The sequence below is a fragment of the Rhodobacter capsulatus genome (genome assembly GCF_052363185.1).
Classification (GTDB): Bacteria; Pseudomonadota; Alphaproteobacteria; order Rhodobacterales; family Rhodobacteraceae; genus Rhodobacter; species Rhodobacter capsulatus_E.
Map to the genome: position 1 here is coordinate 3,490,730 of NZ_CP198955.1, position 22,160 is coordinate 3,512,889.

Annotated in this window: 24 protein-coding genes; 13 read left to right on the forward strand and 11 right to left on the reverse strand. The window is 67.1% G+C overall.

What is annotated here, in order from left to right; genetic code table 11:
• The first annotated feature begins 75 nt into the window (after positions 1-75).
• The 9 genes from rsxA (at position 76) to ACTTAG_RS17180 (ending at position 6,953) form a co-directional block, all read left to right on the forward strand.
• Positions 76-657 carry an electron transport complex subunit RsxA gene (gene rsxA / locus ACTTAG_RS17140; RefSeq protein ID WP_444463400.1) on the forward strand — a complete coding sequence of 194 codons (582 nt, stop codon included), beginning with the start codon at positions 76-78 and terminating at the stop codon, positions 655-657.
• Positions 658-674: 17 nt separating this feature from the next.
• Positions 675-1,241 carry an RnfABCDGE type electron transport complex subunit B gene (locus ACTTAG_RS17145; RefSeq protein ID WP_444463401.1) on the forward strand — a complete coding sequence of 189 codons (567 nt, stop codon included), beginning with the start codon at positions 675-677 and terminating at the stop codon, positions 1,239-1,241.
• Positions 1,238-2,806 (forward strand): electron transport complex subunit RsxC, encoded by a 1,569-nt coding sequence (gene rsxC / locus ACTTAG_RS17150; RefSeq protein ID WP_444463402.1) that lies wholly within the window; start codon positions 1,238-1,240, stop codon positions 2,804-2,806. The genes ACTTAG_RS17145 and rsxC overlap by 4 nt, the downstream gene beginning before the upstream one ends.
• Before the next feature lie 2 nt (positions 2,807-2,808).
• Positions 2,809-3,888, forward strand: coding sequence for an RnfABCDGE type electron transport complex subunit D (locus ACTTAG_RS17155; protein WP_444465272.1), 1,080 nt, complete (start codon positions 2,809-2,811; stop codon positions 3,886-3,888).
• Entirely contained in the window at positions 3,885-4,535 is a 651-nt protein-coding gene (gene rsxG, locus ACTTAG_RS17160; protein WP_444463403.1) for an electron transport complex subunit RsxG, read from the forward strand. The genes ACTTAG_RS17155 and rsxG overlap by 4 nt, the downstream gene beginning before the upstream one ends.
• A 24-nt stretch (positions 4,536-4,559) precedes the next feature.
• Positions 4,560-5,291, forward strand: coding sequence for an electron transport complex subunit E (locus tag ACTTAG_RS17165; protein ID WP_444463404.1), 732 nt, complete (start codon positions 4,560-4,562; stop codon positions 5,289-5,291).
• Positions 5,288-5,677 (forward strand): RnfH family protein, encoded by a 390-nt coding sequence (locus tag ACTTAG_RS17170; RefSeq protein WP_444463405.1) that lies wholly within the window; start codon positions 5,288-5,290, stop codon positions 5,675-5,677. The genes ACTTAG_RS17165 and ACTTAG_RS17170 overlap by 4 nt, the downstream gene beginning before the upstream one ends.
• Positions 5,580-6,602 carry an FAD-dependent oxidoreductase gene (locus tag ACTTAG_RS17175; RefSeq protein WP_444463406.1) on the forward strand — a complete coding sequence of 341 codons (1,023 nt, stop codon included), beginning with the start codon at positions 5,580-5,582 and terminating at the stop codon, positions 6,600-6,602. The genes ACTTAG_RS17170 and ACTTAG_RS17175 overlap by 98 nt, the downstream gene beginning before the upstream one ends.
• Positions 6,603-6,674: 72 nt before the next feature.
• On the forward strand, positions 6,675-6,953 hold the full coding sequence (locus tag ACTTAG_RS17180; protein WP_444463407.1) for a hypothetical protein: 279 nt from the start codon (positions 6,675-6,677) through the stop codon (positions 6,951-6,953).
• Positions 6,954-7,088: 135 nt separating this feature from the next.
• On the opposite strand, the gene ACTTAG_RS17185 is transcribed toward ACTTAG_RS17180, so the two are convergent.
• The 3 genes from ACTTAG_RS17185 to dapE all read right to left on the reverse strand — a co-directional run bounded on the left by ACTTAG_RS17185 (position 7,089) and on the right by dapE (position 12,588).
• Positions 7,089-10,919, reverse strand: a complete 3,831-nt coding sequence (locus ACTTAG_RS17185; protein WP_444463408.1) for an EAL domain-containing protein — start codon at positions 10,917-10,919, stop codon at positions 7,089-7,091.
• A 113-nt stretch (positions 10,920-11,032) separates the two neighbouring features.
• On the reverse strand, positions 11,033-11,452 hold the full coding sequence (locus ACTTAG_RS17190; RefSeq protein ID WP_444463409.1) for a GNAT family N-acetyltransferase: 420 nt from the start codon (positions 11,450-11,452) through the stop codon (positions 11,033-11,035).
• Positions 11,449-12,588 (reverse strand): succinyl-diaminopimelate desuccinylase, encoded by a 1,140-nt coding sequence (dapE, locus tag ACTTAG_RS17195; RefSeq protein ID WP_444463410.1) that lies wholly within the window; start codon positions 12,586-12,588, stop codon positions 11,449-11,451. Before dapE ends, ACTTAG_RS17190 begins: the two co-directional genes overlap by 4 nt.
• Before the next feature lie 276 nt (positions 12,589-12,864).
• Here dapE and ACTTAG_RS17200 point away from each other — a divergent pair, with 276 nt between their 5' ends.
• From ACTTAG_RS17200 to ACTTAG_RS17215, 4 genes are all read left to right on the forward strand, one after another.
• Positions 12,865-13,491: a Hint domain-containing protein gene (locus tag ACTTAG_RS17200; protein ID WP_444463411.1), complete on the forward strand. Its 627-nt coding sequence runs from the start codon at positions 12,865-12,867 to the stop codon at positions 13,489-13,491.
• A 7-nt stretch (positions 13,492-13,498) separates the two neighbouring features.
• On the forward strand, positions 13,499-14,599 hold the full coding sequence (locus tag ACTTAG_RS17205; RefSeq protein WP_444463412.1) for a Hint domain-containing protein: 1,101 nt from the start codon (positions 13,499-13,501) through the stop codon (positions 14,597-14,599).
• 132 nt (positions 14,600-14,731) lie between these two features.
• Positions 14,732-16,375, forward strand: a complete 1,644-nt coding sequence (locus ACTTAG_RS17210) for an acyl-CoA dehydrogenase family protein (protein ID WP_444463413.1) — start codon at positions 14,732-14,734, stop codon at positions 16,373-16,375.
• Between the two features lie 44 nt (positions 16,376-16,419).
• Positions 16,420-16,923: a GNAT family N-acetyltransferase gene (locus tag ACTTAG_RS17215; RefSeq protein WP_444463414.1), complete on the forward strand. Its 504-nt coding sequence runs from the start codon at positions 16,420-16,422 to the stop codon at positions 16,921-16,923.
• Here the strand turns inward: ACTTAG_RS17215 and recO are convergent.
• From recO to ACTTAG_RS17255, 8 genes are all read right to left on the reverse strand, one after another.
• A complete protein-coding gene (gene recO, locus ACTTAG_RS17220) occupies positions 16,914-17,639 on the reverse strand; it encodes a DNA repair protein RecO (RefSeq protein ID WP_444465273.1) in 726 nt (241 codons plus the stop codon). The two genes, ACTTAG_RS17215 and recO, sit on opposite strands and share 10 nt — an antisense overlap.
• A gap of 79 nt (positions 17,640-17,718) precedes the next feature.
• Positions 17,719-18,054, reverse strand: coding sequence for a DUF1491 family protein (locus tag ACTTAG_RS17225; RefSeq protein ID WP_444463415.1), 336 nt, complete (start codon positions 18,052-18,054; stop codon positions 17,719-17,721).
• A gap of 2 nt (positions 18,055-18,056) precedes the next feature.
• Entirely contained in the window at positions 18,057-18,968 is a 912-nt protein-coding gene (era, locus tag ACTTAG_RS17230; RefSeq protein WP_444463416.1) for a GTPase Era, read from the reverse strand.
• Positions 18,965-19,651, reverse strand: coding sequence for a ribonuclease III (gene rnc / locus ACTTAG_RS17235; protein ID WP_444463417.1), 687 nt, complete (start codon positions 19,649-19,651; stop codon positions 18,965-18,967). Before rnc ends, era begins: the two co-directional genes overlap by 4 nt.
• Positions 19,648-20,445: a signal peptidase I gene (gene lepB, locus ACTTAG_RS17240; RefSeq protein WP_444463418.1), complete on the reverse strand. Its 798-nt coding sequence runs from the start codon at positions 20,443-20,445 to the stop codon at positions 19,648-19,650. The genes rnc and lepB overlap by 4 nt, the downstream gene beginning before the upstream one ends.
• Positions 20,446-20,497: 52 nt before the next feature.
• Complete coding sequence (gene acpS, locus ACTTAG_RS17245; protein WP_444463419.1) at positions 20,498-20,899, reverse strand: holo-ACP synthase; 402 nt, start codon at positions 20,897-20,899, stop codon at positions 20,498-20,500.
• Positions 20,896-21,342, reverse strand: a complete 447-nt coding sequence (locus tag ACTTAG_RS17250; protein ID WP_444463420.1) for an ABZJ_00895 family protein — start codon at positions 21,340-21,342, stop codon at positions 20,896-20,898. Before ACTTAG_RS17250 ends, acpS begins: the two co-directional genes overlap by 4 nt.
• A gap of 16 nt (positions 21,343-21,358) precedes the next feature.
• Positions 21,359-22,102 (reverse strand): pyridoxine 5'-phosphate synthase, encoded by a 744-nt coding sequence (locus ACTTAG_RS17255; protein WP_444463422.1) that lies wholly within the window; start codon positions 22,100-22,102, stop codon positions 21,359-21,361.
• Positions 22,103-22,160: the final 58 nt, after the last annotated feature.

Consider the following 22,160-nt stretch of genomic DNA (forward strand, 5'->3'; position numbering starts at 1 on the left):
GGCACGGGGCTTGCTTCATCCTCCCTGAAGCCCTTCGCCAAGCCGCGGCGCAGGACCAGCCAACCGGGGAGACCGATGCAAGATTTCGCCCTCATCCTGCTGAGCACCGCGCTTGTGAACAACGTCGTGCTGGTGAAATTCCTCGGGCTTTGCCCGTTCATGGGGGTCTCGCGCAAGACCGATGCCGCGATCGGCATGGGGCTGGCGACGACCTTCGTGATCACCGTCGCCTCGGCCGCCTGCTGGATGGTCGAGGCGCTGATCCTTGAACCGCTCGATCTGCAGTTCCTGCGCATCCTCAGCCTGATCCTGGTCATCGCCGCGATCGTGCAGTTCATCGAAACGGTGATGCGCAAGATGACCCCCGGCCTTCACAAGGCGTTGGGGATCTATCTGCCGCTGATCACCACCAATTGCGCCGTCCTTGGCCTGCCGCTGATGAACATCCAGAAGGATCTGGGGCTGGCCGAAAGCACGCTTTACGGTTTCGGCTCCTCGGTCGGCTTCACGCTGGTGCTGGTGATCTTTGCCGGCATGCGCGAACGGCTGGCGCAGCTCTCCGTGCCCGCCGCCTTTGCCGGGGTGCCGATCGCCTTCGTTTCCGCCGGATTGCTGGCCATGGCCTTCATGGGCTTTGCCGGCCTCGTGCACGTCTGACCGAGAAGGAGCCCCCGATGATCACCGCCGCCGCCTCCATGTCTGCGCTCGGGCTTGGGCTGGGCTTTCTGCTCGGCGCCGCCGCCCGCAAATTCCACGTCGAAACCCCGCCCGTCGTCGATGCGATCAACGCGATCCTGCCGGGCACCAATTGCGGCGCCTGCGGCTATCCCGGCTGTCAGGGCCTGGCCGAGGCGATGGCCGAGGGCAGCGCCCCCGTCACCGCCTGCACCCCGGGCGGGCGCGATGTGGCGCTGGCGCTGGCCGAGATCGTCACCGCCGAGGATGGCGAAGGCGCCCTTTCGGGCATGGCCGAACTGGACCCGATGGTCGCTTTCATCTTCGAGGATCACTGCACCGGCTGCCAGAAATGCTTCAAGCGCTGCCCGACCGATGCGATCGTCGGCGGCGCGAAGCAGATCCATACCGTGGTGATGGATGCCTGCATCGGCTGTGACGCCTGCGTCGAGGTCTGCCCGACCGAGGCGATCATCACCCGGGTCAAGCCGAAGACGCTGCGGACCTGGTATTGGGACAAGCCGCAGCCGGGGATTGGCGCGGCCACATCGGAGGTTCCGGCATGAGGCTGAATTCGCTTGCCACCCTGTTCCATCCGCTGCAGGCGCTGGCCGTGCGCGGCGGGGTCCATCCGGAAACCCGCAAGCATCTGAGCTCGGAGCTGGAGATCGCGCCGATGCCGATCCCCGCGCTGATCCGGCTGCCCCTGCAACAGCATATCGGCGCCGAGGCCGAGCCGATCGTGAAACGCGACGATCTGGTGCTGAAGGGGCAACTGGTCGCCAAGGCCCGCGGTCCGCTGTCGGCCAATATCCATGCGCCGACCTCGGGGCGGGTGATCGCGGTGGGCCATTTCGTGGCCCCGCATGCCTCGGGCCTGCCGGTGCCGACGATCACCATCCGCCCCGACGGGCTGGACACATGGGGTCCGCACCTGCCGCGCCTGCGGCCCGAAAACGCCTCGCCCGAGGAGATCGCGGCACAGGTGGCGGCGGCGGGCATCGTCGGCATGGGGGGGGCCACCTTCCCCTCGGCGGTGAAGCTGAACCTGCGGGCGAAATATGCGCTGGAGACGCTGATCATCAACGGCGCCGAATGCGAACCCTATCTGACCTGCGATGACCGGCTGATGCGCGAACGCGCCGAGGAAATCGCCGACGGGATCGGGATCATGGCCAAGGCGCTGGGCGTGAGCCGGGTGATCGTGGCGGTGGAATCGAACAAACCCGAGGCGATCGAGGCCGTCACCCGCTACAACCGCGCGCTGGGCTACACCTTCAGGATCGCGGTGGTGCCGACGCAATATCCGATGGGCTCGGAAAAGCATCTGGTGAAGATCCTGACCGGCAAGGAAACCCCGGCGCGGGCGCTGACCGCGGATCTGGGCGTCGTCGTGCACAACATCGCCACCGCCCATGCCGTGCACCTGGCCGTGCGCTATGGCGAGCCGCTGATCGCGCGGACCGTCACCGTCTCGGGCTATGGCATCCGCCGCCCGGCCAACCTGCGGGTGCTGATCGGCACGCCGGTGTCGGAAATCATCGCCCATTGCGGCGGCTTCACCGAGGAACCGGACCGGCTTTTGCTGGGCGGGCCGATGATGGGAACGCCGATCCAGAACCTGCGGGTGCCGGTGGTCAAGGGCACGAACGGCATTCTGGCACTGACCAGGGCCGAGACCCCCGGCCGTGACACCATGCCCTGCATCCGCTGCGGGCGCTGCGTGCAGGGCTGCCCGGTCGGGCTGACGCCCTTCGAGCTGAACGCGCGGATTCAGGCCGATGATCTGGAGGGCGCGGCGAAGATCGGGCTGATGGATTGCCTGTCCTGCGGCTGCTGTTCCTACACCTGCCCGGCCAATCTGCCGCTGGTTCAGGCCTTCCAGTTCGCCAAGGGGAAGCTGGCCGAAAAGCAAAGCCGCAAGCACCAGCAGGAAGAGACCAAGCGTCTGGCCGCCGCCCGCAAGGCGCGCGAAGAGGCGATCGCCGAGGCGAAGAAACAGATGATGCTGAAACGCAAGGCCGAGATGGCCGCGAAGAAGAAAGCCGAGGAAGCCGCCGCCGCGGCGGCCGCGGCCGGGATGTCGCCGCCCGCCGCCGGTGCCGCCATTCAAGGGGAGGCCACGCCGTGACCATGCCGATGCCGATTTCCGGCCCGCATACCCATACCTTGTTCACCGTCTCACGCACGATGCTGATGGTGGTGGCGGCGCTGACCCCGGCCACCGTCTTCGGGCTTTGGGCCTTTGGCTGGCCCGCGATCTTCCTGTTCGTCACCACGGTCGTGTCCGCCTGGCTGTTCGAGGTCGCCTGCCTGTGGCTGGCGGGCAAGCCGATCCGGCAATTCGCCACCGACGGCTCTGCGATCCTGTCGGGCTGGCTTGTGGCGATGACGCTGCCGCCCTATGCGCCCTGGTGGATCGGGGTGGTGGGCGCCTTTGTCGCCATCGTCATCGCCAAGCATCTTTACGGCGGGCTTGGCCAAAACCTGTTCAACCCGGCGATGGTCGCGCGCGCGCTTCTGGTCGTGGCGCTGCCGGTGCAGATGACGACCTGGGTCGATCCGGTCGGGCTGCTGGAGGGGCCGTCGTTCCTGCACGGGCTCTCGATCACCTTCCTCGGCTCGCAGGAGTTCGACGCGGTCTCCAGCGCCTCGACGCTGAGCCAGATCAAAAGCCAGCTGGGCGCGGGCCTTCCCATGGCCGAGATCACGCCGCAGCTCGCCGATCTGAAAGCGCGGATGATCGGTCTGGTGCCGGGCAGCCTGGGCGAGACCTCGACGGCGCTGCTGCTGCTGGGCGGGCTGCTGCTTCTGGCGACGCGGATCATCACCCTGACGATCCCGGTCGCGGTTCTGGGCACGCTGGCGGGGCTTTCGGCGATCTGTTCCTTTGTCGCCCCCGACCATTTCGCCGGGCCGGTCCTGCATCTGACCTCGGGCTCGACGATGCTCTGCGCCTTTTTCATCGCCACCGATTACGTCACCTCGCCGGTCTCGGCGGCGGGCAAGTTCCTTTATGGCGTCGGCATCGGCGTGCTGATCTTCGTGATCCGCAGCTTCGGCGCCTTCCCCGAGGGCGTGGCCTTTGCCGTGCTTCTGATGAACGCGGTGACGCCGCTGATCGAGACCTATGTCCGGCCGCGCATCTTCGGCCGCACCCGCACCGGCAAGCCGCTTTCGGTGGCCGCGAAAACCAGCGGAGCCAAGAAATGACCGACACGCCCCCCCCGAAGCCGAAACTGCCCTGGTTCAAGGCCTCGCCGCTGGCGCATGGGATCATGTTGGCGCTGTTCTCTCTGGCCACTGCGGTGCTGCTCGCCGTGGCGAATGACAGCACCTCGGCGCCGATTGCCGCGCGGCATGCCGAGGATCTGGCGGCCTCGCTGGAACAGGTGATCCCGCAGGATCTGCACGACAACGATCTGGCCGCCGCGCTGCGCCCGATCGCCGATGCCGAAGCGGGCACGGTGGCGGTCCATGTCGCGACCCGGGCGGGCACGGTGACGGGCCTTGCTTATGAAATGGCAGAGCCGGGTTACAGCGGTCTGATCCGGGTGCTGATCGGCATTGCCCCCGATGGCACGCTTTTGGGGGTGCGGGTGCTGTCGCATACCGAAACCCCCGGTCTGGGCGACAAGATCGAGGTGGCGAAGGATGACTGGATCCTTGGCTTTTCCGGCAAGTCGCTCTCCGATCCGACCCCCGAGAACTGGAAGGTGCAACGCGATGGCGGCGTCTTCGATCAATTCTCGGGCGCGACGATCACCCCCCGCGCCGTGGTCAAGGCGATCCACCGCGGCCTGACCTTCTTTGCGCGCAACAAGGCGGCGCTGACCGCCCCCCTGCCCGCGAAATCCTGAGCCCCAAATCCAGAGGAGGCGCCGATGTCGGAAAACTACGCCAAGATCACCCGCGACGGATTGTGGGACAAGAACATCGTCACCGGCCAGATGCTGGCGCTGTGCCCGGCGCTGGCCATCACCGGCACGGCGACGAACGGGCTGGGCATGGGGCTGGCCACCACCGCGGTGCTGATCGTCTCGAACGTGGCGATTTCGGCCCTGCGCAAGGTGATCGCGCCGGAAATCCGCATCCCGGCCTTCATCCTGATCATCGCCGCCATCGTCACCGTGGTCGATCTGGCGCTGAACGCCTTTCTGCACGACCTGCACAAGGTTCTGGGCCTTTTCATCGCGCTGATCGTGACGAACTGCGCCATTCTGGGCCGGGCCGAGGCCTTTGCCTCGCGGCGCGGGGTGCTGGCCTCGGCGGTGGACGGGCTGACGATGGGGGTGGGCTTCACGCTGGCGCTGATCGTGATCGGCGCGCTGCGCGAGATCTTCGGCTCGGGCACGCTGTTCGCCCAAGCCTCGGTGCTGCTGGGGGCGCAGTTTTCCTTCATGGAACTGACGCTCTTTCCCGATTACCCGGGCTTTCTGATCCTGATCCTGCCGCCCGGCGGCTTCATCGTGCTGGGCTTCCTGTTCGCCGCCAAGCGCCTGATCGACGCCCGCAAGCTGACGATCGAACAGGAAATCAAGCAGATGCGCAAAGAACGCGTGTTCACCGCGGCGGGCGTGCTGAAACCGCAACCGGAAATGGGAGAAGAGGCATGATCGTGGGTGTCGCCTATGCCAAGCCGACCGTGCAGGTCTGGAAGAATGTCGATGTGCCCGAAACCGCCACCGCGCGCGAGGCGATCGAGAAATCCGGCCTGCTCGACCAGTTCCCGGAAATCGACCTGAGCGTGCAAAAGATCGGCATCTTCGGCCAGATCTGCCCGCTGGAAAAGCCGCTGAAGGAAGGCGACCGGGTCGAGATCTATCGCCCGATCCATCCCGAAGCCGAATTGCTGGAAAAAGAAAAGCTGACCCCATCCGGTCCCTTTCGTCAGGAGAATTCCGATGACCCGTCTGACCCGCCGCCATGTCACCCTCGGCCTTTTCGCCACCGCTGCCGTTGCCGCGGCGGGCGGGGCCGGTCTTGCCCTTGCCCCCTCTGATCGCGCCGTGATCGTGGGCGCCGGTCCCGCCGGGGCCGAGGCGGCGCTGGCGCTGCGGGCGGCCCATCCCGCGCTGCGGGTGACGCTTCTGGAACGCGATCCGACCCGGCTTGCCCGCGAAAGCGACACCGCGGCGGCGGCCTTTACCGCGCCGCGGACGGCGGCGACGCTGGCTGGCCTGCAGGCGCAGGGCATCGAGGTGATGCTCGATGATGTCACCGATGTCGATTGGACGGCGGGGCGGCTGGCGCTGTTTTCCGGGCGCGACGCCGCTTTTGACCGGCTCTATCTGGCCCCCGGCACCAGCGCGCGGGCCGAAGCGATCGCGGGGCTGGATGCCGAGGCCCGCTATGCGATGCCCGCCGCCTGGGGCAACCCGCGCGAGGCGCGGCGGCTGGCGGCGCAGCTGGCCGCCCTGCCCGAGGCCGGTCATGTCGTGCTGCGCCTGCCCGCCGATCTGAGCCATCCGCAGGTGGCTTTGACCCGCGCCCTGATGCTGTCGCGGCATCTGGCCGCCACCCGCCCCGCGGCGCGGCTGACGGTGCTCGATGCCACGCCCACGCCCGCGCTGGCACAAAGCTTTGCCATGGCAAAGCGGCTGCAGGGGATCGCGGCGCAGGTCCGCTGGATCACCGCGGCCGAGGGCGCCACCGTTCGCGCCGTCGAGGCGCGGGCGGGCCGGATCGACACCGACGCCGGGCGGCTGAGCGCCGATGTGATCAACTTCGTGCCGCCGCATCAGGCCGGGGCGATCGCGCAGGCGGCGGGGCTTGTCGATGGCTCGGGCTGGTGCCCCTGCGATGCGCGCGGCCGCTCGATGCTGCGCAGCGAAGCGGTGGTTCTGGGCGATGCCCGCAAGGGCGCGGCCCGCACGCTGGCGGGCGCCCGGCTTTCGGTCACCGCCGCAACAAAGGCGCAAGCCTGATCCGGGAAATTCCTTGGCGAAAGGGGCGGCGGCGCCTAATCTCGCCCCGTCACGCTCAAAGGGAGGAGAGCCTTGGGACCTGTCGACATTTTCATCACCCAGATCGGGGATCCGCTGCGCGTCGTCCTGCTGGCCGCGGTGATCGCGCTGCAGCCGCGGCTTGAGGGGCGTCTGGGCAAGATCCCGACCCTTGCGGCGGGGCTGGTTCTGGTCGCGCTGCTGATCCCGCTTGTCTTCCCGAACGGCAACGTCTGGTTCCTGGTCGCGGCCCTGATCGGGCTTGTCACGAATGCGATCCTGATGGGGGTGCTGCTGGGGATCTGGACACTGGTGCGCCGGTTCAAGCACTGACGGGCGCCCCCGTCAGTTGCCGGGCGGCTGGCAATTTCAGAATTTTTCTGAAATTTCCGAAATAACGGGATTTCAGAAAATACCCTGTTTTCCGCGCCGAATCCAGGCCAAAGATCTTTCCGCGCCGGGGGCGGCCTAGGCACGGCGGACCTCCGGCGGGCAGATCTGCACGAAATCCTCGGCCGAAAGCGGCATCGAGAACAGATAGCCCTGCAGCACGTCGCACCCCAGATCGCGCAGGATATCGGCCTGTGCCCGGGTCTCGACCCCCTCGGCGACAGTGGCGATGCCCAGCGTCTCGGCAATCTCGACGATGGCGCGCACAAGGTTCTTTGAACGCGGGTCCCGCGCCACCGGGGCAACAATGCGCTGGTCGATCTTCAGCGCCGAGGGGGCGATCTGCATCAGCCCGATGATCGAGGCATGACCCGAGCCGAAATCGTCGATCTCGATCTCGATCCCGGCATCGCGGAGCGCATCGAGATGGAAGCGGAAAATCTCGCTTTCTTCCTCGACCAGGATCGATTCCAGCAGTTCGAAGGTCACCTTGGTCTCGCCCTGGGCAATCGCCCGGGCCGCGCGCACGACATCGGGATCATGCATCCGCCCCGAGGAGACGTTGAAACTGATCTTCGGCACATGCAGCCCCCGCGCGCGCCAGAAGGCCAGCGCCTCTGCGGATTTTTCCATCATCACCCGGTCGATCTCGGAGACCAGCCGCAATTGCTGCGCCACATGCATGAAGGCATCGGGCGCCAGCAGGCCGCGCACGGGATGGCGCCAGCGCAACAGCGTTTCCACCCCGGTCAGCCGGCCATCGACGGCACCGACCTGCGACTGGAAGAAGGGCACGAATTCGCCGCGTTCCAGCCCCTCCTGAATCTCCACCGCCAGCTTGCGGTCGAACAGGATGTTCTGATGCAATTCGGGGGTGAAGAATTCCATCCGGTTCCGCCCGCCCTGCTTGGCACGATACAGCGCGGCATCGGCGAAAAGCTGAATCTCGGTGCCCATGGCGGCGATATCCTCGGTTTCGGCAATGCCGAAAGAGGCGCCAAACCGGCATTGCCGCCCCTCGAACAGCAAGGTTTCGGTCAGCCGCGCCTGCATCCGTTCGACCACCTCGCGGGCATGTCGCCCCGACTGCCCGGGCGCCAGGATGACCGAGAATTCGTCGCCGCCGATCCGCGCCGCGAAATCCCCCGCCCGCAATTCAAGACGCAGCACGTCGCCGACGCGCTGCAACACCATGTCCCCCGCCTCGTGGCCCAGCGTGTCGTTGACATGTTTGAAGTGATCGAGGTCGATGCGGATCAGCACGCAGTCGCGCGGCCCGCCCGCCGCCGCCTCGGCAATGCGCAGCGACAGGATGTTGTCATAGCTGCGCCGGTTCGGCAGCCCGGTCAGCCCGTCATGCAGGGCCTGCCGCTCGTTCTCGGCGCGCATCCTTTCCGCGACCAGATGGGCATGACGCAATTCCGCCTCGCGCGCGACATCGACGGTGACATCATGCAGCGCCCCGGTCCAGACCACCGAACCATCGGGCTGCGCCTTGGAGGTGGCCGAATTGGCCAGCCAGATATCCCCCCGCGTCGGATGCCGGACGCGGAACCGCTGGTTCCAGAGGTCGAGATTGGCCGGGCCCGCGCCCTGCCCGGTCAGGAAATCCGGCAAGTCGCAGAAATCCACGTTGGTAAACAGATCCTCGACCGCGATCTCTTGCGAGAACAGGCCGAATTCGATGCCCAGAAGATCTTCCAGATAGGGGCTCGCATAGGGGAAGGCGGCGCTGCCATCGGGGAAACGGCGGAATTCATAAAGCCCGACCGGCGCGATCGAGGCGATCGAGGCCAGACGCTCATGCACCTGGGTCATCGCCGCGGCGGCCTGCTCCTCGCGGCGTTTGGCGTCGATCTGCTCGGTCACGTCCATCGCATTGCCGTACCAGACGATGGTGCCGTTTTCCTGCGGGAAGGGGCTGGCCGAAACATGCAGCCAGCGCAGGCCGCGGCCGGGATGGTTGATCCGGTGCAGGACCTCGAACCGGGTCAGCGTCTCGACCGATTGCATCACCGCCGCCTGCACCTGCGGGACATCCTCGGCCAGGATATGGGTGAAGACCGCGGCGCCGTCGCGTTCCAGCTGCGCGCGCTGCAGGCCCAGCAACGCCGGCAGGGCGGCGCTGAAAAAGGCGAAGCGGAACTGTCCGCTGCTGTCGCGCCGCCATTCGAAAATCGCCCCCGGCGAATTTTCGGCCATCGTCACCATGCGTTCATGGGCACGCCGCACCGCCTCGGCCGCGGCCTCGGCGCGCTGCGTCGCCCGCACCTGTTCGGTCATGTCGAGCACGGTGCCGAACCAGACCGTCGCCCCGTCCGGCTGCGCGAAGGGCAGCGAGGAGACGGTCAGCCAGCGCCGCCCCTGTTCGGGGTGATCGACGGGGAAGCGCGCCTCGAACGGCAGACCGGCCCGGCGCGACTCCTCGATGCGCTGCAGGATCTTCGGCCGCATCAGCCGCGGCACATGGGTGAAGACGGCCTCGCCATCGGCCTCGATCCGGGCGCGGTCGACGCCCAGCATCGCTGGCAGCTTGGCGCTGAAATAGGGCAGGTCGATCACCCCGTCGCGGCTGCGCCGATATTCGAACAGCGCCCCCGGCGCATTGTCCGCCAGGGTGTCAAGCCGGTCCCGGGCCTGTTGCGCCCGCTCTGCCGCCTCGGCCAGATGGCGTTCGGTTTCCTTGGAGGTGTCGATGCCGATGATCGCCCCGGCCAGCAGATAGGGCAGCCCCTGCGCCGAGCGATCCACACGGCGGGCGATGGCGCGATACCAGTGATAGCTGCCATCGGCATGGCGGCAGCGGTGTTCATGCAGGTAAAGATCGCTGGCCCCGGATTTCAGCTTTTCCATCTCGGTCACGGCCGAGGCCAGATCCTCGGGGTGGATCTGGCTGCGCCAGCCCGCATCGGTCGAGGCAAAGGCCCCCGGGGCATGGCCGAAAAGCCGATAGGTATCGTCGGGCGTCCAGCCCTCGCCCAGATCGGGGCAGACACTGAAATGGCCGATCCCGGCACAAAGCGCCGAGGTGCGCAGCAATTCCCCGCGCTCCTCGGCCCGGTCGCGCAGCTTTTGCGCCTCGGCCAGCGCCTCGGACAATTGCCGTTCGATCGCCTTCGCCTCGTCGATCCGGGTGAAGCTGCCGCTGACCAGATAGGGCAGGCCGCGGTCGGAGCGGTCCATCTTGCGTGCGACGGTGCGATACCAGTGATAGCTGCCGTCCTTGTGGCGCAGCCGATGATCGACGGTGAAGACCGGCACCCGGTCGCAGATCAGATCCTGCATCCGCGCGATCGCCGCCTCCAGATCGTCGGGGTGGAACAGGCTGCGCCAGCCCGCATCGTCAGGGATGAAATCCCCGGGTTCATAGCCCATCTGGCGGTAGCATTCGTCGGGCATCCAGGCTTCGCCCCGTTCGGCGCAGATCAGCCAGACGCCGGTTTCCCCGCAGATCAGCGCCGTGGTCAGCGCATCGGCGGTGGCCTGGGCGGCGATGCGGGCGGCCTGCGCCTCGGCCAGCCGGGTGTCCTGCGCGCGATGGTCATCCTCGGGCTGCGTCACGGGGTCCAGGATCTGCACGACCCAGACCCGGTCGCCCGCGCCCGGATGCACCGGCCAGAGCGCCACATCGGCGCGCGGCGCCGCCCCGGCCTCCGGCCCGATCAGCAGACGGTGCGACAGGCCGGCGCCGCCCTGTTCCGCGGTGGTGACAAGCTGGGCGATGCGGGCGCCAAGATCACCGGGCAGGACGGTTTCGATCCGGGCCCCGGGGATCGGCGCGGCCGCCTCGGCGCAGCCCCGTTCCGCCGCACCATTGGCCCAAAGCACCCGGGCCTCGCACGACAGCACAAGGCCCCGGCCGGGAAACCCGTCGAGCACGATGCGCAACTGCGCCAGATCCCCAGACATGGATGCCTCGTCAAAGCCGGATGAGGCCCCAGAATTCCGCTAAAACCTTAAAGATATCCTTCGAAGACATCGCAAAACCGGCGGTTTTGCACATTTTTCGCGCAAGATAGGGATCAGCGCGCCAGCGGGCGGGCCATCTTGCGATGCGGAATGCCCGCATCGTCATAAACCGGCCCGAAAGCGGCAAAGCCGAGGCTTTCGTAAAAGGGCATCGCCTGCAGCTGCGCGCCCAGCTCGACCCGGCTGCAACCGAGCGCCCGCAGCCGGTCGCAGCCCGCCGCGATCAGCGCCTTGCCCAGACCGGTGCCGCGCGCAGACCGCGCGACACAGACCCGGCCGATCTTGCCGGTTTCGCCCGACACGAAAAGCCGCGCCGTGCCCAGCGCGGTCTCGCCCTCCAGCGCCAGAAGATGCACCGCCTGCCCGTCCAGATCGTCCCATTCCTCGGCCTCGGGCACGCCCTGTTCCTCGATGAAGACGGCGCGGCGCAGCGCATGCACGGCGGTCAGATCGGTGGTCTCGACGATCCTCATGCGAAGAAATCGCGCAGGCAGCGAGCATAGATCGCCTTCAGCCGGGTGATCTGCTCGACCTCGATGCGTTCATCGACCTGATGCATGGTCTTGCCGACCAGACCGAATTCCAGCACCGGGCAGTGATCCTTGACGAAGCGCGCATCCGAGGTGCCGCCCGAGGTGGAGAGCACCGGCACCACCCCGGTTTCCGACACCACCGCGCGGCTGACCATTTCGACGAAATCACCGGGGGGCGTCAGGAAGCTTTCGCCCGAAACCTCGGTGCAAAGCGTCACGCGGGTGCCCGTCTCCGCCTCGATCTCGGCGATCAGCCCGCGTGCCCAGGCCTCGATCTTGCCCGATGTATGGGCGTCGTTGAAGCGGATGTTCACCGTCGCCCGCGCCTTCGCCGGGATCACGTTGTTCGCGGGATTGCCGCAGTCGATCGTGGTGATCTGCAGGGTCGAGGCTTCGAAATGCTCGGTGCCACGGTCGAGCGGCTCCGCCGTCATCCGCCCCAGCAGGTCGACCAGCGCATGCAGCGGGTTTTTCGCCCGGTGCGGATAGGCGGAATGGCCCTGCACCCCCTCGACCTCAAGGTAAAAGGTCATCGAGCCGCGACGGCCGATCTTCATCATCTCGCCCAGGGTTTCCGGGCAGGTCGGCTCGCCCACGAGACAGACCGACATCGCCTCGCCCTCGGCCTTCATCCAGTCCAGCAGCGCCACGGTGCCATCCTTGCCCGGGCCTTCCTCGTCGCCGGTGATCGTCAGGATGAGCGCGCCTTCGGGCGGGGTGGTGGTGACGAAATCGACGGCGGCGGCGACAAAGGCCGCGACGCCCGATTTCATGTCGGTGGCACCGCGCCCCCACAACACGCCGTCAATCACCGCGCCGGAAAACGGCTCCTGCGTCCAGGCGGCGGCATCGCCCACCGGCACGACATCGGTGTGACCGTTGAAGCCAAAGGTCTTCACCCCCTTCGCCCCCCAGCGCGCAAAGAGGTTCGGCGTGCCGTTGCGATCAACCCGGGTGCAGGCGAAACCGGCCGCCGACAGCACCCGTTCCAGCAGCACCAGCGCGCCCCCTTCGGCAGGCGTGACCGAGGGGCAGCGGATCAGATCGGCAGTCAGTTGAACGGGGTCGAGGGTCATCGGGTGCTCCTGTGCGATGCCTTGGCTTAGCCCCGCTTTTCCCCCCGTGCAACCGGCGGTGTGGCCCCCCGGACACCGCAGACCCGATCCCCCGGGATCACGGAAAATTTCGTTTCCAAGCGGGGTTAACCTGCCTTACGGTTGAAAAAAATCAAAACGACCCGAGGCAGGTCACAAGAGCAGGGCAGAATCGCCCCCCCAAACAGGCCGGATGGCCGGGACGGACGGGTTTTCCCGGCTCGAAGACGTTTTGCCCAGGGTCAAATGGGGCAAGAGATGGCGTTTGGCAGAGTTCTGGGACTGGATCCTTCCGCGGCGGCGGCGCAGATCGCGAAGTCGATCTTCGGCACGCGGGCAACGGTGGCGGCAGCCCCGACCCTGCCCGAAGGGTTTGCGGCCGGAACGCGGGTTCTGACCCCGTCGGGGCTGCGTGCGGTCGAAACGCTGAAACCCGGGGATCTGATCGAAACGCAGGATGCGGGCCCTCAGCCGGTGCTGCGCCTCGAGCGGCTGCGTCTGCCCGCCTCCCGCGCGCTGGCGCCGATCCGCTTTGCCCCCGGGGCCCATGGCGCCGAGCGCGCGGTGCTGGTGGCGCCGCAGCAGCGGGTGCTGGTGCGCGATCCGGTTCTGGAAATGCTGTTCGGCGAGGCCGAGGTGTTGGTGGCCGCCCATACGCTGGTCGATGGCGAGATGGTCACCCGCTGCCCCCATGGCCGCGTGGATTACGTTCGCCTTGTCCTTGACCGGACGCAGATGATCTTTGCCGGTGGGCTGGCGGTGGAATGCTTCCGCTCCGGTCCGCGCCCCGGCCCGGGCGAGACGCAACCGGCCGACCCGGTCCCGGGAACCCCGCGCATGCTGCGCAGTCTGGAATCGCAGATGATGCGCAAGCTGGTGATCTGAGGGGGCGATGATGCTGGAACATGGCTGGTTTGCGGCGCATCTGTCCGGGCACGGGCCGGTGCGGCTGTCCGATCGGGCCTTGCCCGCCCTTCTGGGGCGCGGCAGCCTGATGCTGGAATTCGCGCTGATGCCGGGCGAAACCGGGCCTCTGCCGCTGTTGCATCTGGGCGATCAGACCGGCTGGACCTGGTTCCTGTCGATCACGCTGGATGCGCAGGGCACGGTCAATCTGGTGCAGCGGCAAGGCGCGGCGGTGCAGGCGCTGACGCTGGACATCGCGCAGGATTGCGCGGCGGGCGGGCGGATGCGGCTGACCTTCAGCTGGGATTGCCGGACCGATGACACACGGCTGACGCTGGAGGCGATCGACGGCGGACAGATCCGCCAGCGCGTCGGACAGGGGGCGATGGCGCTGTCGCGGGCCGATCTGGCGGCGCTGGCCGAGGGCCGCAGCCCGGCACAGATCGGCCCGCGGGTCGAATGGCTGGCCTTCGGCAGTCAGATGCAGCCGGTCGGCCCGGGGGCCTGTTTTGCCCCGGCAACGCCCATTGCCACGCCCGAGGGGGAACGCCCCGCCGCCAGCCTGAAGGCGGGCGATCTGGTGCTGACCGCCGATGCCGGGCCGCAGCCGCTTCTGTGGTCGGGGCGGATCGCCCTGCCTGCGCTGGGCAGCCTGCGTCCGGTGCGGCTCTGCGCCCCCGCCTTTGGCGCCACCCGCGATCTGTGGGTCTTGCCGCAGCACCGCATTGCGCTGCGCGGGGCGGCCGTCGACCATCTGTTCGACGCCGACGAGGTTCTGGTGCCCGCGCATCATCTGGTCGATGGTCTCAGCGCGCAGCAACCCGACCGGCCCTGCGTGCTGAGCTGGCACGGGCTGCTGTTGCAGGGCCATCACCTGCTGATCGCCGACGGCTGCCGCCTTGAAAGCCTCAGCATCGGCCGTCTGGCCCGCACGCCTGCGCTGGCGCGGACCACCGCCCTTGCGGATCTGGTGGCGCGGATGGAGCTGCCGGTGCATGCCGTTCCCGCCCGTCGCACGCTGGCCCCGCACGAGGCGCAGGCGCTGGCCACCGAACGGCGGCGGCGGCGCGGGCCCGTGGCGGCGTAAGGGAAAATCCGCCACGACACATTCGGTCTTGCCCTGCGCTCTTCGCGAATTATTATTGCGCTGCAGCTGCAAAATGCCTAAGCAGGCTGCGACTGCAGAAAACCGCCGAATCCCGGCGTCGATGGGGCTGACATGACCGATACGATCCTTCTGGCCGACCTTCTTGCGCTGACCGAAGCCACCCTTCCCGAGATCGCCGCCTTGACCGCCGAAGCGACCGAGGCGCTGAAAGCGAAAGTCAGCCGCGGCGGCAAGGTGTCGAACGCGGCGCTGGAGGAGGACCAGTTCACCGCCCATGCGCTGGCTTGGCTGGCGACCTACAATCAGTCGCTGATCCAGCTGCGCGGCTGGGCCGGGCGCGTGGCCGAGGCGGGCGCTTTCGGGCAGATGGAAAGCCTGATCCTGCAGATCGGCTTTGGCGAATATCTGAACCAGATCGCCGGCGGCATCCCGATGAGCCAGATCGAAGTGGCGCGTCTGTCCGACCTTGGCGTCAGCTGGACCCCGTCCGAGGCCGCCCGCACGCTGATGACCCGCGGCAACACCGATGCGGCGCGGATGGCGCTGGTGGCGCTTATGCAGGACAATCAGGGCCGCGCGCTCTTCGGGGCCTCGGGGCTGGATGAAGAGCTGGAAATGATCCGCGATCAGTTCCACCGCTACGCCGAGGAACGGGTGATCCCGAACGCCCACGACTGGCACCTGAAGGACGAGCTGATCCCGATGGAGATCATCGAGGAGCTGGCGGAACTGGGCGTCTTCGGCCTGACCATCCCCGAGGAATACGGCGGGCTTGGCCTGTCGAAAGCCTCGATGGTCGTGGTGACCGAGGAACTCTCGCGCGGCTATATCGGCGTGGGCAGCCTTGGCACCCGGTCCGAGATCGCCGCGGAACTGATCCTCTGCGGCGGCACCGAGGAACAGAAACAGAAGTGGCTGCCGGGGCTTGCCTCGGGGGAAATCCTGTCCACCGCGGTCTTCACCGAACCGAACACCGGGTCCGACCTTGGCTCCTTGCGCACCCGCGCGGTGAAGGACGGCGAGGATTGGGTGATCACCGGCAACAAGACCTGGATCACCCATGCGCAACGCACCCATGTGATGACGCTTCTGGCCCGGACCGAGCCCGACACCACCGACTGGCGCGGGCTTTCCATGTTCCTTGCCGAAAAGACCCCGGGCACCGACGAAAACCCCTTCCCGACGCCGGGCATGACCGGCGGCGAGATCGAGGTGCTCGGCTATCGCGGCATGAAGGAATATGAACTCGGCTTCGACGGCTTCCGGGTCAAGGGCGAGAACCTTTTGGGCGGCGAGACCGGCAAGGGCTTCAAGCAGCTGATGGAAACCTTTGAATCGGCGCGGATTCAAACCGCCGCCCGCGCCGTCGGCGTGGCGCAGGCCGCCTGCGAAATCGGCATGCGCTATGCGATCGACCGCAAGCAGTTCGGCAAGTCGCTGATCGAGTTTCCCCGCGTCGGCGGCAAGCTCGCCATGATGGCGGTCGAAATCATGATCGCCCGGCAGCTGACCTATTTCTCGGCCTGGGAAAAGGATCACGGCCACCGCTGCGACGTCGAGGCCGGGATGGCGAAACTGCTGGGCGCCCGTGTCGCCTGGGCCGCGGCCGACAATGCGCTGCAGATCCATGGCGGCAACGGCTTCGCGCTGGAATATGCAATCTCGCGCATCCTGTGCGACGCCCGCATCCTCAACATCTTCGAGGGCGCGGCGGAAATTCAGGCGCAGGTGATCGCGCGGCGCCTGCTGGGTTGACCTGAACCGGGGCCTTCGGGCCCCGTTTTCTTACGGAGGGTCCGATGATCCGCGATGCCACCCCCGACGATGCGCAAGCGATTGCCACGATCTACAACGACGCCGTGCGCACGACGACGGCGATCTGGAACGAGGTCGAGGTGACCGCGCTGGACCGCATCGCCTGGATGGAGACGCGGCAGAAGGCGGGCTTTCCGGTGCTGGTGCTCGAGGAAGGCGGAAAGGTCGTCGGCTATGCCGCCTACGGGCCCTTTCGCGCCTTTGACGGCTATCGCGGCACGGTCGAGCATTCGGTCTATGTCCGCACCGATCTGCGCGGCGGCGGGCGCGGCCGGGCGCTGCTTTCGGCGCTGATCTGGCGGGCGCAGGCGCAGGGGCTGCATGTGATGGTGGCGGCGATCGAGGCGGAAAACAACGCTTCGATCATCCTGCACCAGCGGCTCGGTTTTGCCGCGGTGGGGCTGATGCCGCAGGTCGGGCAGAAATTCGGCCGCTGGCTGGATCTGCTCTTGATGCAATTGCGGCTGGACGACCGGCCTCAGCCCTGACGGGCGATGGCCGCAATCAGCCGGTTGCGCGCCTCGGGCAGGGCACGGCGGTTGTGATCTTCCGCGAAGCGGGTCAGGAAATGGCCGGTAAGCCGCAAGCCCTGCGCGATTTCCCCCCAGGTCGCGGGCCCCTGCCCCAGAAGGCACAGGGGCAACGGCAGCAGTCTTGGCGCCCAGTCCCCCGCGGCGGCGCGGCTGACGGCGCGGCCGGTGCGCGGCGAGACGAAGGCCAGATCGTCGCGCGTGCCGGTGACGGCGCAGCGGCTCAGATCCAGCCCGAAGCCAAGGTCTTCCAGAAGCGCCATTTCCCAGATCAGGTAATCGACCACCCAGCCCTCGGCCGCCTGTCCGATCACGGTGAACAGGGGCTCAGTCGCGGCGTAAAGGCGCGGATGCGGCGCCCGTTCGGCCAGCACGAACGAAAGCAGCGCGCAGACGGAATTGAGCCCCATCAGCGCAAGCCGGTCACTCAACGCCCCGGCGCGCGAGGCGAGCGGTTCGACGGTGAAACTGCCCAGCTGGTCTTCAAGCCGCGCCCGCCAGCTGAGCGCCACATGGCTGCCGGGCATCAGCACCGCCGCCATCTTGCGCGAGGCGCCGCCGCGGACAACCCCCAGATGGCGGCCATGGGTGGCCGTGAACACCTCGACAATCGCCGAGCTTTCGCCATGCAGGCGGGTCGAAAGGATGGTGCCGCTGTCTTGCCAGTCCATGATGCCCGTGACGAAGGCCGGGGGTTTTGCACCCCCGGACCCCCGCAGGATATTTGAGGCAAGATGAAAGGGAAAGCCGGGGTCAGTCCTTCAGGCCGTCTTCATCCAGCAGGGTGCGGCCGTGGCGGGCTTCGAGTTCGACCACCCAGAGATCGGGGTCGAAGCTGCGCTGCTTGCGGATCGAGGCATCGACCTCGGCCTCGGGGCCTTCGGTGAGGATCGACCAGATGTCGCTGTCGGCTTCATAATCGAAACGGCGCGTGTAAAGCTTCGCCAGCCCGTCCAGCGTCGCGCATTTGACCATCACGGCGCCCGAGTCAGGTTGACCCCGCGCCGCGATGAAGGCCGGAATGTTGTTCAACTCCAGCCGCTTGAGATAGGCACGCACCCAAAGCTCGGCACGCAGGCGCGGTTGCATCCTCAGTCGCCGTCCTTGAAGTCGAGACCCATTTCCGTATAGCGCTCGGCCTCTTCCTGCCAGTTTTCGCGCAGCTTCACCTGCAGGAACAGATGGATCGGGCGGCCCATGAAGTCCGCCATTTCGGCGCGGGCGGCGGTGGAGATCGCCTTGATCGTCTCGCCGCCCTTGCCAAGGACGATGCCCTTGTGACCGTCGCGGCTGACATAGATGATCTGGTCGATCCGGGCCGAGCCGTCGGGCTTTTCCTCCCAGCGTTCGGTCTCCACCGTCAGCTGATAGGGCAGTTCCTCGTGCAGGCGCAGGGTCAGCTTTTCGCGGGTGATTTCCGCCGCGATCATCCGCATCGGCAGATCGGCGATCTGATCCTCGGGGTAGAACCACGGGCCCGCGGGCATCTGCGACGCCAGCCAGTCGCGCAGGTCATCGACGCCATAGCCCTTTTCGGCCGAGATCATGAAGGTCCGGGCAAAGGGGAAGGCGGCGTTCATTTCCTCGGCCAAGGCCAGCAGGCGTTCGGCCTTGACCCGGTCGATCTTGTTGATCGCAAGCGCCACCGGCTGCGAGCCCTCGCGCGCTTTCAGCGCCTCGATGATCGCCTTTGCGCCTTCGGTCAGGCCGCGATGCGCCTCGATCAGCAGCACGACGATATCGGCATCGGCGGCGCCCCCCCATGCGGCCGAGACCATGGCCCGGTCCAGCCGGCGACGCGGGCGGAAGATGCCGGGGGTGTCGACGAAGACCAATTGCGCCGTGCCCGCCATGCAGACGCCGCGGATGCGGGCGCGGGTGGTCTGCACCTTGTGGGTGACGATCGAGACCTTGGCCCCCACCATGCGGTTGAGCAGCGTCGATTTCCCGGCATTCGGCTCGCCGATCAGCGCCACGAATCCGGCTTGCGTTTCTTCGGTCATGCGCCTCTCTCCAACCGTTCCAGAAGGGCCTTTGCGGCGGCCTGTTCCGCGTTGCGTTTCGATCCGGCCTGGGCTTCCTCGGTCTCGCCCGAGGCCAGCACCACCGCGATGCGGAATTGCGGCGCGTGATCGGGGCCGTCGCGGCCCAGGGTTTCATAGCGCGGCGGCGGCAGGCCGCGGGCCTGGGCCCATTCCTGCAACGCCGTCTTCGGGTCGCGGGCATCGCTGTCGACGGATTTTATCCGCCCGGCCCAAAGCCGCAGCACCAGCGCGCGGGCGACCTCGAAGCCGGCATCCAGATAGACGGCGGCAATCACCGCCTCCATCGCGTCACCCAGAAGCGCTTCCTTGCGCCGCCCGCCCGACATCATTTCCGACCGGCCGAGTTTCAGCACCGCGCCAAGGTCGATGTCCCGCGCCACCGCCGCACAGGTTTCCTTGCGCACCAAAGCGTTGAACCGCGGCGCCAGCTGGCCTTCCGAGGCCCGGCCATCGGCGTGAAACAGCGCCTCGGCCATGCTGAGCCCCAGCACCCTGTCGCCCAGAAACTCCAGCCGCTGGTTGTCGGGCCGCGTGGCCGAGCCCAGCGAGGAATGGGTCAGCGCCCGAACAAGAAGCTCGGGCGTCGCGAAACGATGCCCGAGCCGGTCCATGAAGGCAGAAAGGTCCGCCGCAATCTTCATTCGATCGCCTTGAAGAAGCGGTCGGCCCGCCAGGTCCAGAAGAAGAACAGCGAATTGCCCGCCGAGGAGAACATCACCCGGTCGGCGCGGCCGACCAGATTTTCCACCGGCACGAAACCGACGCCGCCGATGCTTTGCGCAAAGCGGCTGTCCTCGGAATTGTCGCGGTTGTCGCCCATGAAGAAATACTGCCCTTCGGGGACGGTGAAGACGGGGGTGTTGTCGGCGCGGGTGCCGTCGAAGGTGTTCAGGATCGAATGGCTGACGCCGTTCGGCAGCGTTTCCACGAAGCGCTGCGATAGGCAGTCCCCGCCCTCGCCCACCGGTTCGTTGCGGCACAAAGGATAGCGTTTTTCCGGGCCCTGCGGTTCAAAGACTTCGCTGAAGGGCGCGACTTCCTGCAGCGTCACCGGGGCGCCGTTGATCTGCAGCACGCCATTGACCATCTGGATCTTGTCGCCCGGCAGGCCGATCAGCCGCTTGATGAAATCGACATTGCGGATCGGATGGCGGAACACCACCACGTCGCCGCGTTCGGGTTCACCGCCGAACAGCCGCCCCTCGATCGGGCAGGGCGAGAAATCGGCGCTGGAGAAGGGGCAGGAATAGCGCGAATAGCCATAGGCCATCTTGTTGACGAAAAGGAAGTCGCCGATTAACAGCGTGTCCTTCATCGAGCCCGAGGGGATCCAGAACGGCTGGAAGAACAATGTGCGAAAGACGCCCGCGATGATGAGCGCCCAGAACAGCGTCCGCGCCAATTCGCCGATGCCGCCTTCGGATTTGCTGGCCATGCTCTGCCTCTTGTTGAAACCTTGTCTTCCTTGGCCCGATGCGGGGGGCAAGTCAAGCAAGCGGACGCGCTTCGATCACCACGAAAGCCTGCGCCCAGGGGTGATCGTCGGTCAGCGTCACATGCACGACGGCGTCGTGACCGGGCGGCGTCATCGCCGCCAGCCGCTCCGCCGCCCAGCCGGTCAGATGCATCACCGGCTGGCCCGTGGGCAGGTTCGAAACCGACATGTCCTTCCAGGAAATCCCCATCGCCAGCCCGGTGCCCAGCGCCTTGGAACAGGCCTCCTTCGCGGCCCAGCGCTTCGCATAGGTGCCCGCCACATCGGCACGCCGTTCAGCCTTGGCGATCTCGGTTTCGGTGAAGACGCGGTGGCGGAACCGGTCGCCGAACCGCGCAAGCGTGCCGGAGATGCGCTCGATATTGGCCAGATCCGAGCCGATGCCAAGGATCATTTCGTCCCCTGCCCCCGGGCCTTTTGCCGCTCAAGCGCGCGCAACTGGCTGCGGGCGCCCTGCCCGTAGAAAAGATACGAAGCCGGAAAGGTGATCAGCACGACAAGGCCAAGGATCACCGACCACAGCACCGCATCGAAGCCGCGCAAAAGCGCCATCAGCGCCGGATCGCCGAGCGAGATCAGCACCAGCGCCGGGCCGAGCAGCATCAGGTTGAGCGCCGTCGCCATCGCGGCAAAGCGCAGCGCCTCGGCCCGCGCGGGCAGACGGAGGCTGCGTTTGCAGAAGAACTGCCCCTCGATCATCGCGGTCATGAAGACCGGCACGGCGGCGATGCCGACCGAGGCGAGATCGACCCCCGCCCAGCGCTCCAGCGCCAGCACAAGGCCCGAGACGACGAGACCGGTCAGGATCAGAATCAGCCCATAGCGCAGGATCGGCATCCGGGTCCCTTTCCGCTTAACGCCGCGCGTCGTCCATCAGCCGACGCATCTCGGCGATGGCGGCCTCAAGCCCGATGAAAAGCGCCTCGGCCATCAGGAAATGACCGATGTTCAGTTCCTTGATTTCCGGGATCGCGGCGACGGGGGCGACGGTTTCATAGGTCAGCCCGTGACCGGCATGGACCTCGAGACCAAGGCTGGCCGCCAGCGCCGCGGCCTTTTGCAGCGCCTTCAGCTCCGCATCGCGTTCGGCATGCCGCCCCTCGTAATGCAGGTCGCAGTAATGACCGGTGTGCAGCTCCACCACCGCCGCGCCGATCGCCGCCGAGGCCTCGATCTGCCGCGGATCGGGGCCGACGAACATCGACACCCGGGCGCCCGCCTGCCGCAAGGGCGCGATATAGGCCGTCAGCCGGGCCTGATCGCCCGCGACATCAAGCCCGCCTTCGGTCGTGCGTTCCTGCCGCTTTTCGGGGACAAGGCAGACCGCATGCGGCCGGGTGGCCAAGGCGATGCGCTGCATCTCCATCGTCGTCGCCATCTCGAAATTCAGCGGCACGCTCAGCGCCGCCTTGAGTTCGGCCATGTCGGTATCGCGGATATGGCGGCGGTCTTCGCGCAGATGCGCGGTGATGCCATCGGCCCCCGCGGCCTCGGCCAGCAAGGCCGCGCGCAGCGGGCTTGGATAGGCCGATCCGCGGGCGTTGCGGACGGTGGCGACGTGGTCGATGTTGACGCCCAGGCGCAGGGAACGGGTCATGGAAACCTCCGGTCAGATGCGGCCACTATGACGAAGCGCGGCGGCAGAGGGAAGATGC

Bases quoted from the DNA above. Each gene is read 5' to 3' on its own strand.
- rsxG (WP_444463403.1), top strand. From the start codon at position 3,885: ATGACCGACACGCCCCCCCCGAAGCCGAAACTGCCCTGGTTCAAGGCC.
- ACTTAG_RS17250 (WP_444463420.1), bottom strand. From the start codon at position 21,342: ATGCCGATCCTGCGCTATGGGCTGATTCTGATCCTGACCGGTCTCGTC.
- ACTTAG_RS17225 (WP_444463415.1), bottom strand. From the start codon at position 18,054: ATGCAACCGCGCCTGCGTGCCGAGCTTTGGGTGCGTGCCTATCTCAAG.
- ACTTAG_RS17165 (WP_444463404.1), top strand. From the start codon at position 4,560: ATGTCGGAAAACTACGCCAAGATCACCCGCGACGGATTGTGGGACAAG.
- ACTTAG_RS17205 (WP_444463412.1), top strand. From the start codon at position 13,499: ATGATGCTGGAACATGGCTGGTTTGCGGCGCATCTGTCCGGGCACGGG.
- ACTTAG_RS17145 (WP_444463401.1), top strand. From the start codon at position 675: ATGATCACCGCCGCCGCCTCCATGTCTGCGCTCGGGCTTGGGCTGGGC.
- ACTTAG_RS17255 (WP_444463422.1), bottom strand. From the start codon at position 22,102: ATGACCCGTTCCCTGCGCCTGGGCGTCAACATCGACCACGTCGCCACC.
- ACTTAG_RS17190 (WP_444463409.1), bottom strand. From the start codon at position 11,452: ATGAGGATCGTCGAGACCACCGATCTGACCGCCGTGCATGCGCTGCGC.
- ACTTAG_RS17185 (WP_444463408.1), bottom strand. From the start codon at position 10,919: ATGTCTGGGGATCTGGCGCAGTTGCGCATCGTGCTCGACGGGTTTCCC.
- ACTTAG_RS17170 (WP_444463405.1), top strand. From the start codon at position 5,288: ATGATCGTGGGTGTCGCCTATGCCAAGCCGACCGTGCAGGTCTGGAAG.
- ACTTAG_RS17215 (WP_444463414.1), top strand. From the start codon at position 16,420: ATGATCCGCGATGCCACCCCCGACGATGCGCAAGCGATTGCCACGATC.
- rnc (WP_444463417.1), bottom strand. From the start codon at position 19,651: ATGAAGATTGCGGCGGACCTTTCTGCCTTCATGGACCGGCTCGGGCAT.
- rsxC (WP_444463402.1), top strand. From the start codon at position 1,238: ATGAGGCTGAATTCGCTTGCCACCCTGTTCCATCCGCTGCAGGCGCTG.
- ACTTAG_RS17200 (WP_444463411.1), top strand. From the start codon at position 12,865: ATGGCGTTTGGCAGAGTTCTGGGACTGGATCCTTCCGCGGCGGCGGCG.
- ACTTAG_RS17210 (WP_444463413.1), top strand. From the start codon at position 14,732: ATGACCGATACGATCCTTCTGGCCGACCTTCTTGCGCTGACCGAAGCC.
- rsxA (WP_444463400.1), top strand. From the start codon at position 76: ATGCAAGATTTCGCCCTCATCCTGCTGAGCACCGCGCTTGTGAACAAC.
- dapE (WP_444463410.1), bottom strand. From the start codon at position 12,588: ATGACCCTCGACCCCGTTCAACTGACTGCCGATCTGATCCGCTGCCCC.
- lepB (WP_444463418.1), bottom strand. From the start codon at position 20,445: ATGGCCAGCAAATCCGAAGGCGGCATCGGCGAATTGGCGCGGACGCTG.
- era (WP_444463416.1), bottom strand. From the start codon at position 18,968: ATGACCGAAGAAACGCAAGCCGGATTCGTGGCGCTGATCGGCGAGCCG.
- ACTTAG_RS17175 (WP_444463406.1), top strand. From the start codon at position 5,580: ATGACCCGTCTGACCCGCCGCCATGTCACCCTCGGCCTTTTCGCCACC.
- ACTTAG_RS17155 (WP_444465272.1), top strand. From the start codon at position 2,809: ATGCCGATGCCGATTTCCGGCCCGCATACCCATACCTTGTTCACCGTC.
- acpS (WP_444463419.1), bottom strand. From the start codon at position 20,899: ATGATCCTTGGCATCGGCTCGGATCTGGCCAATATCGAGCGCATCTCC.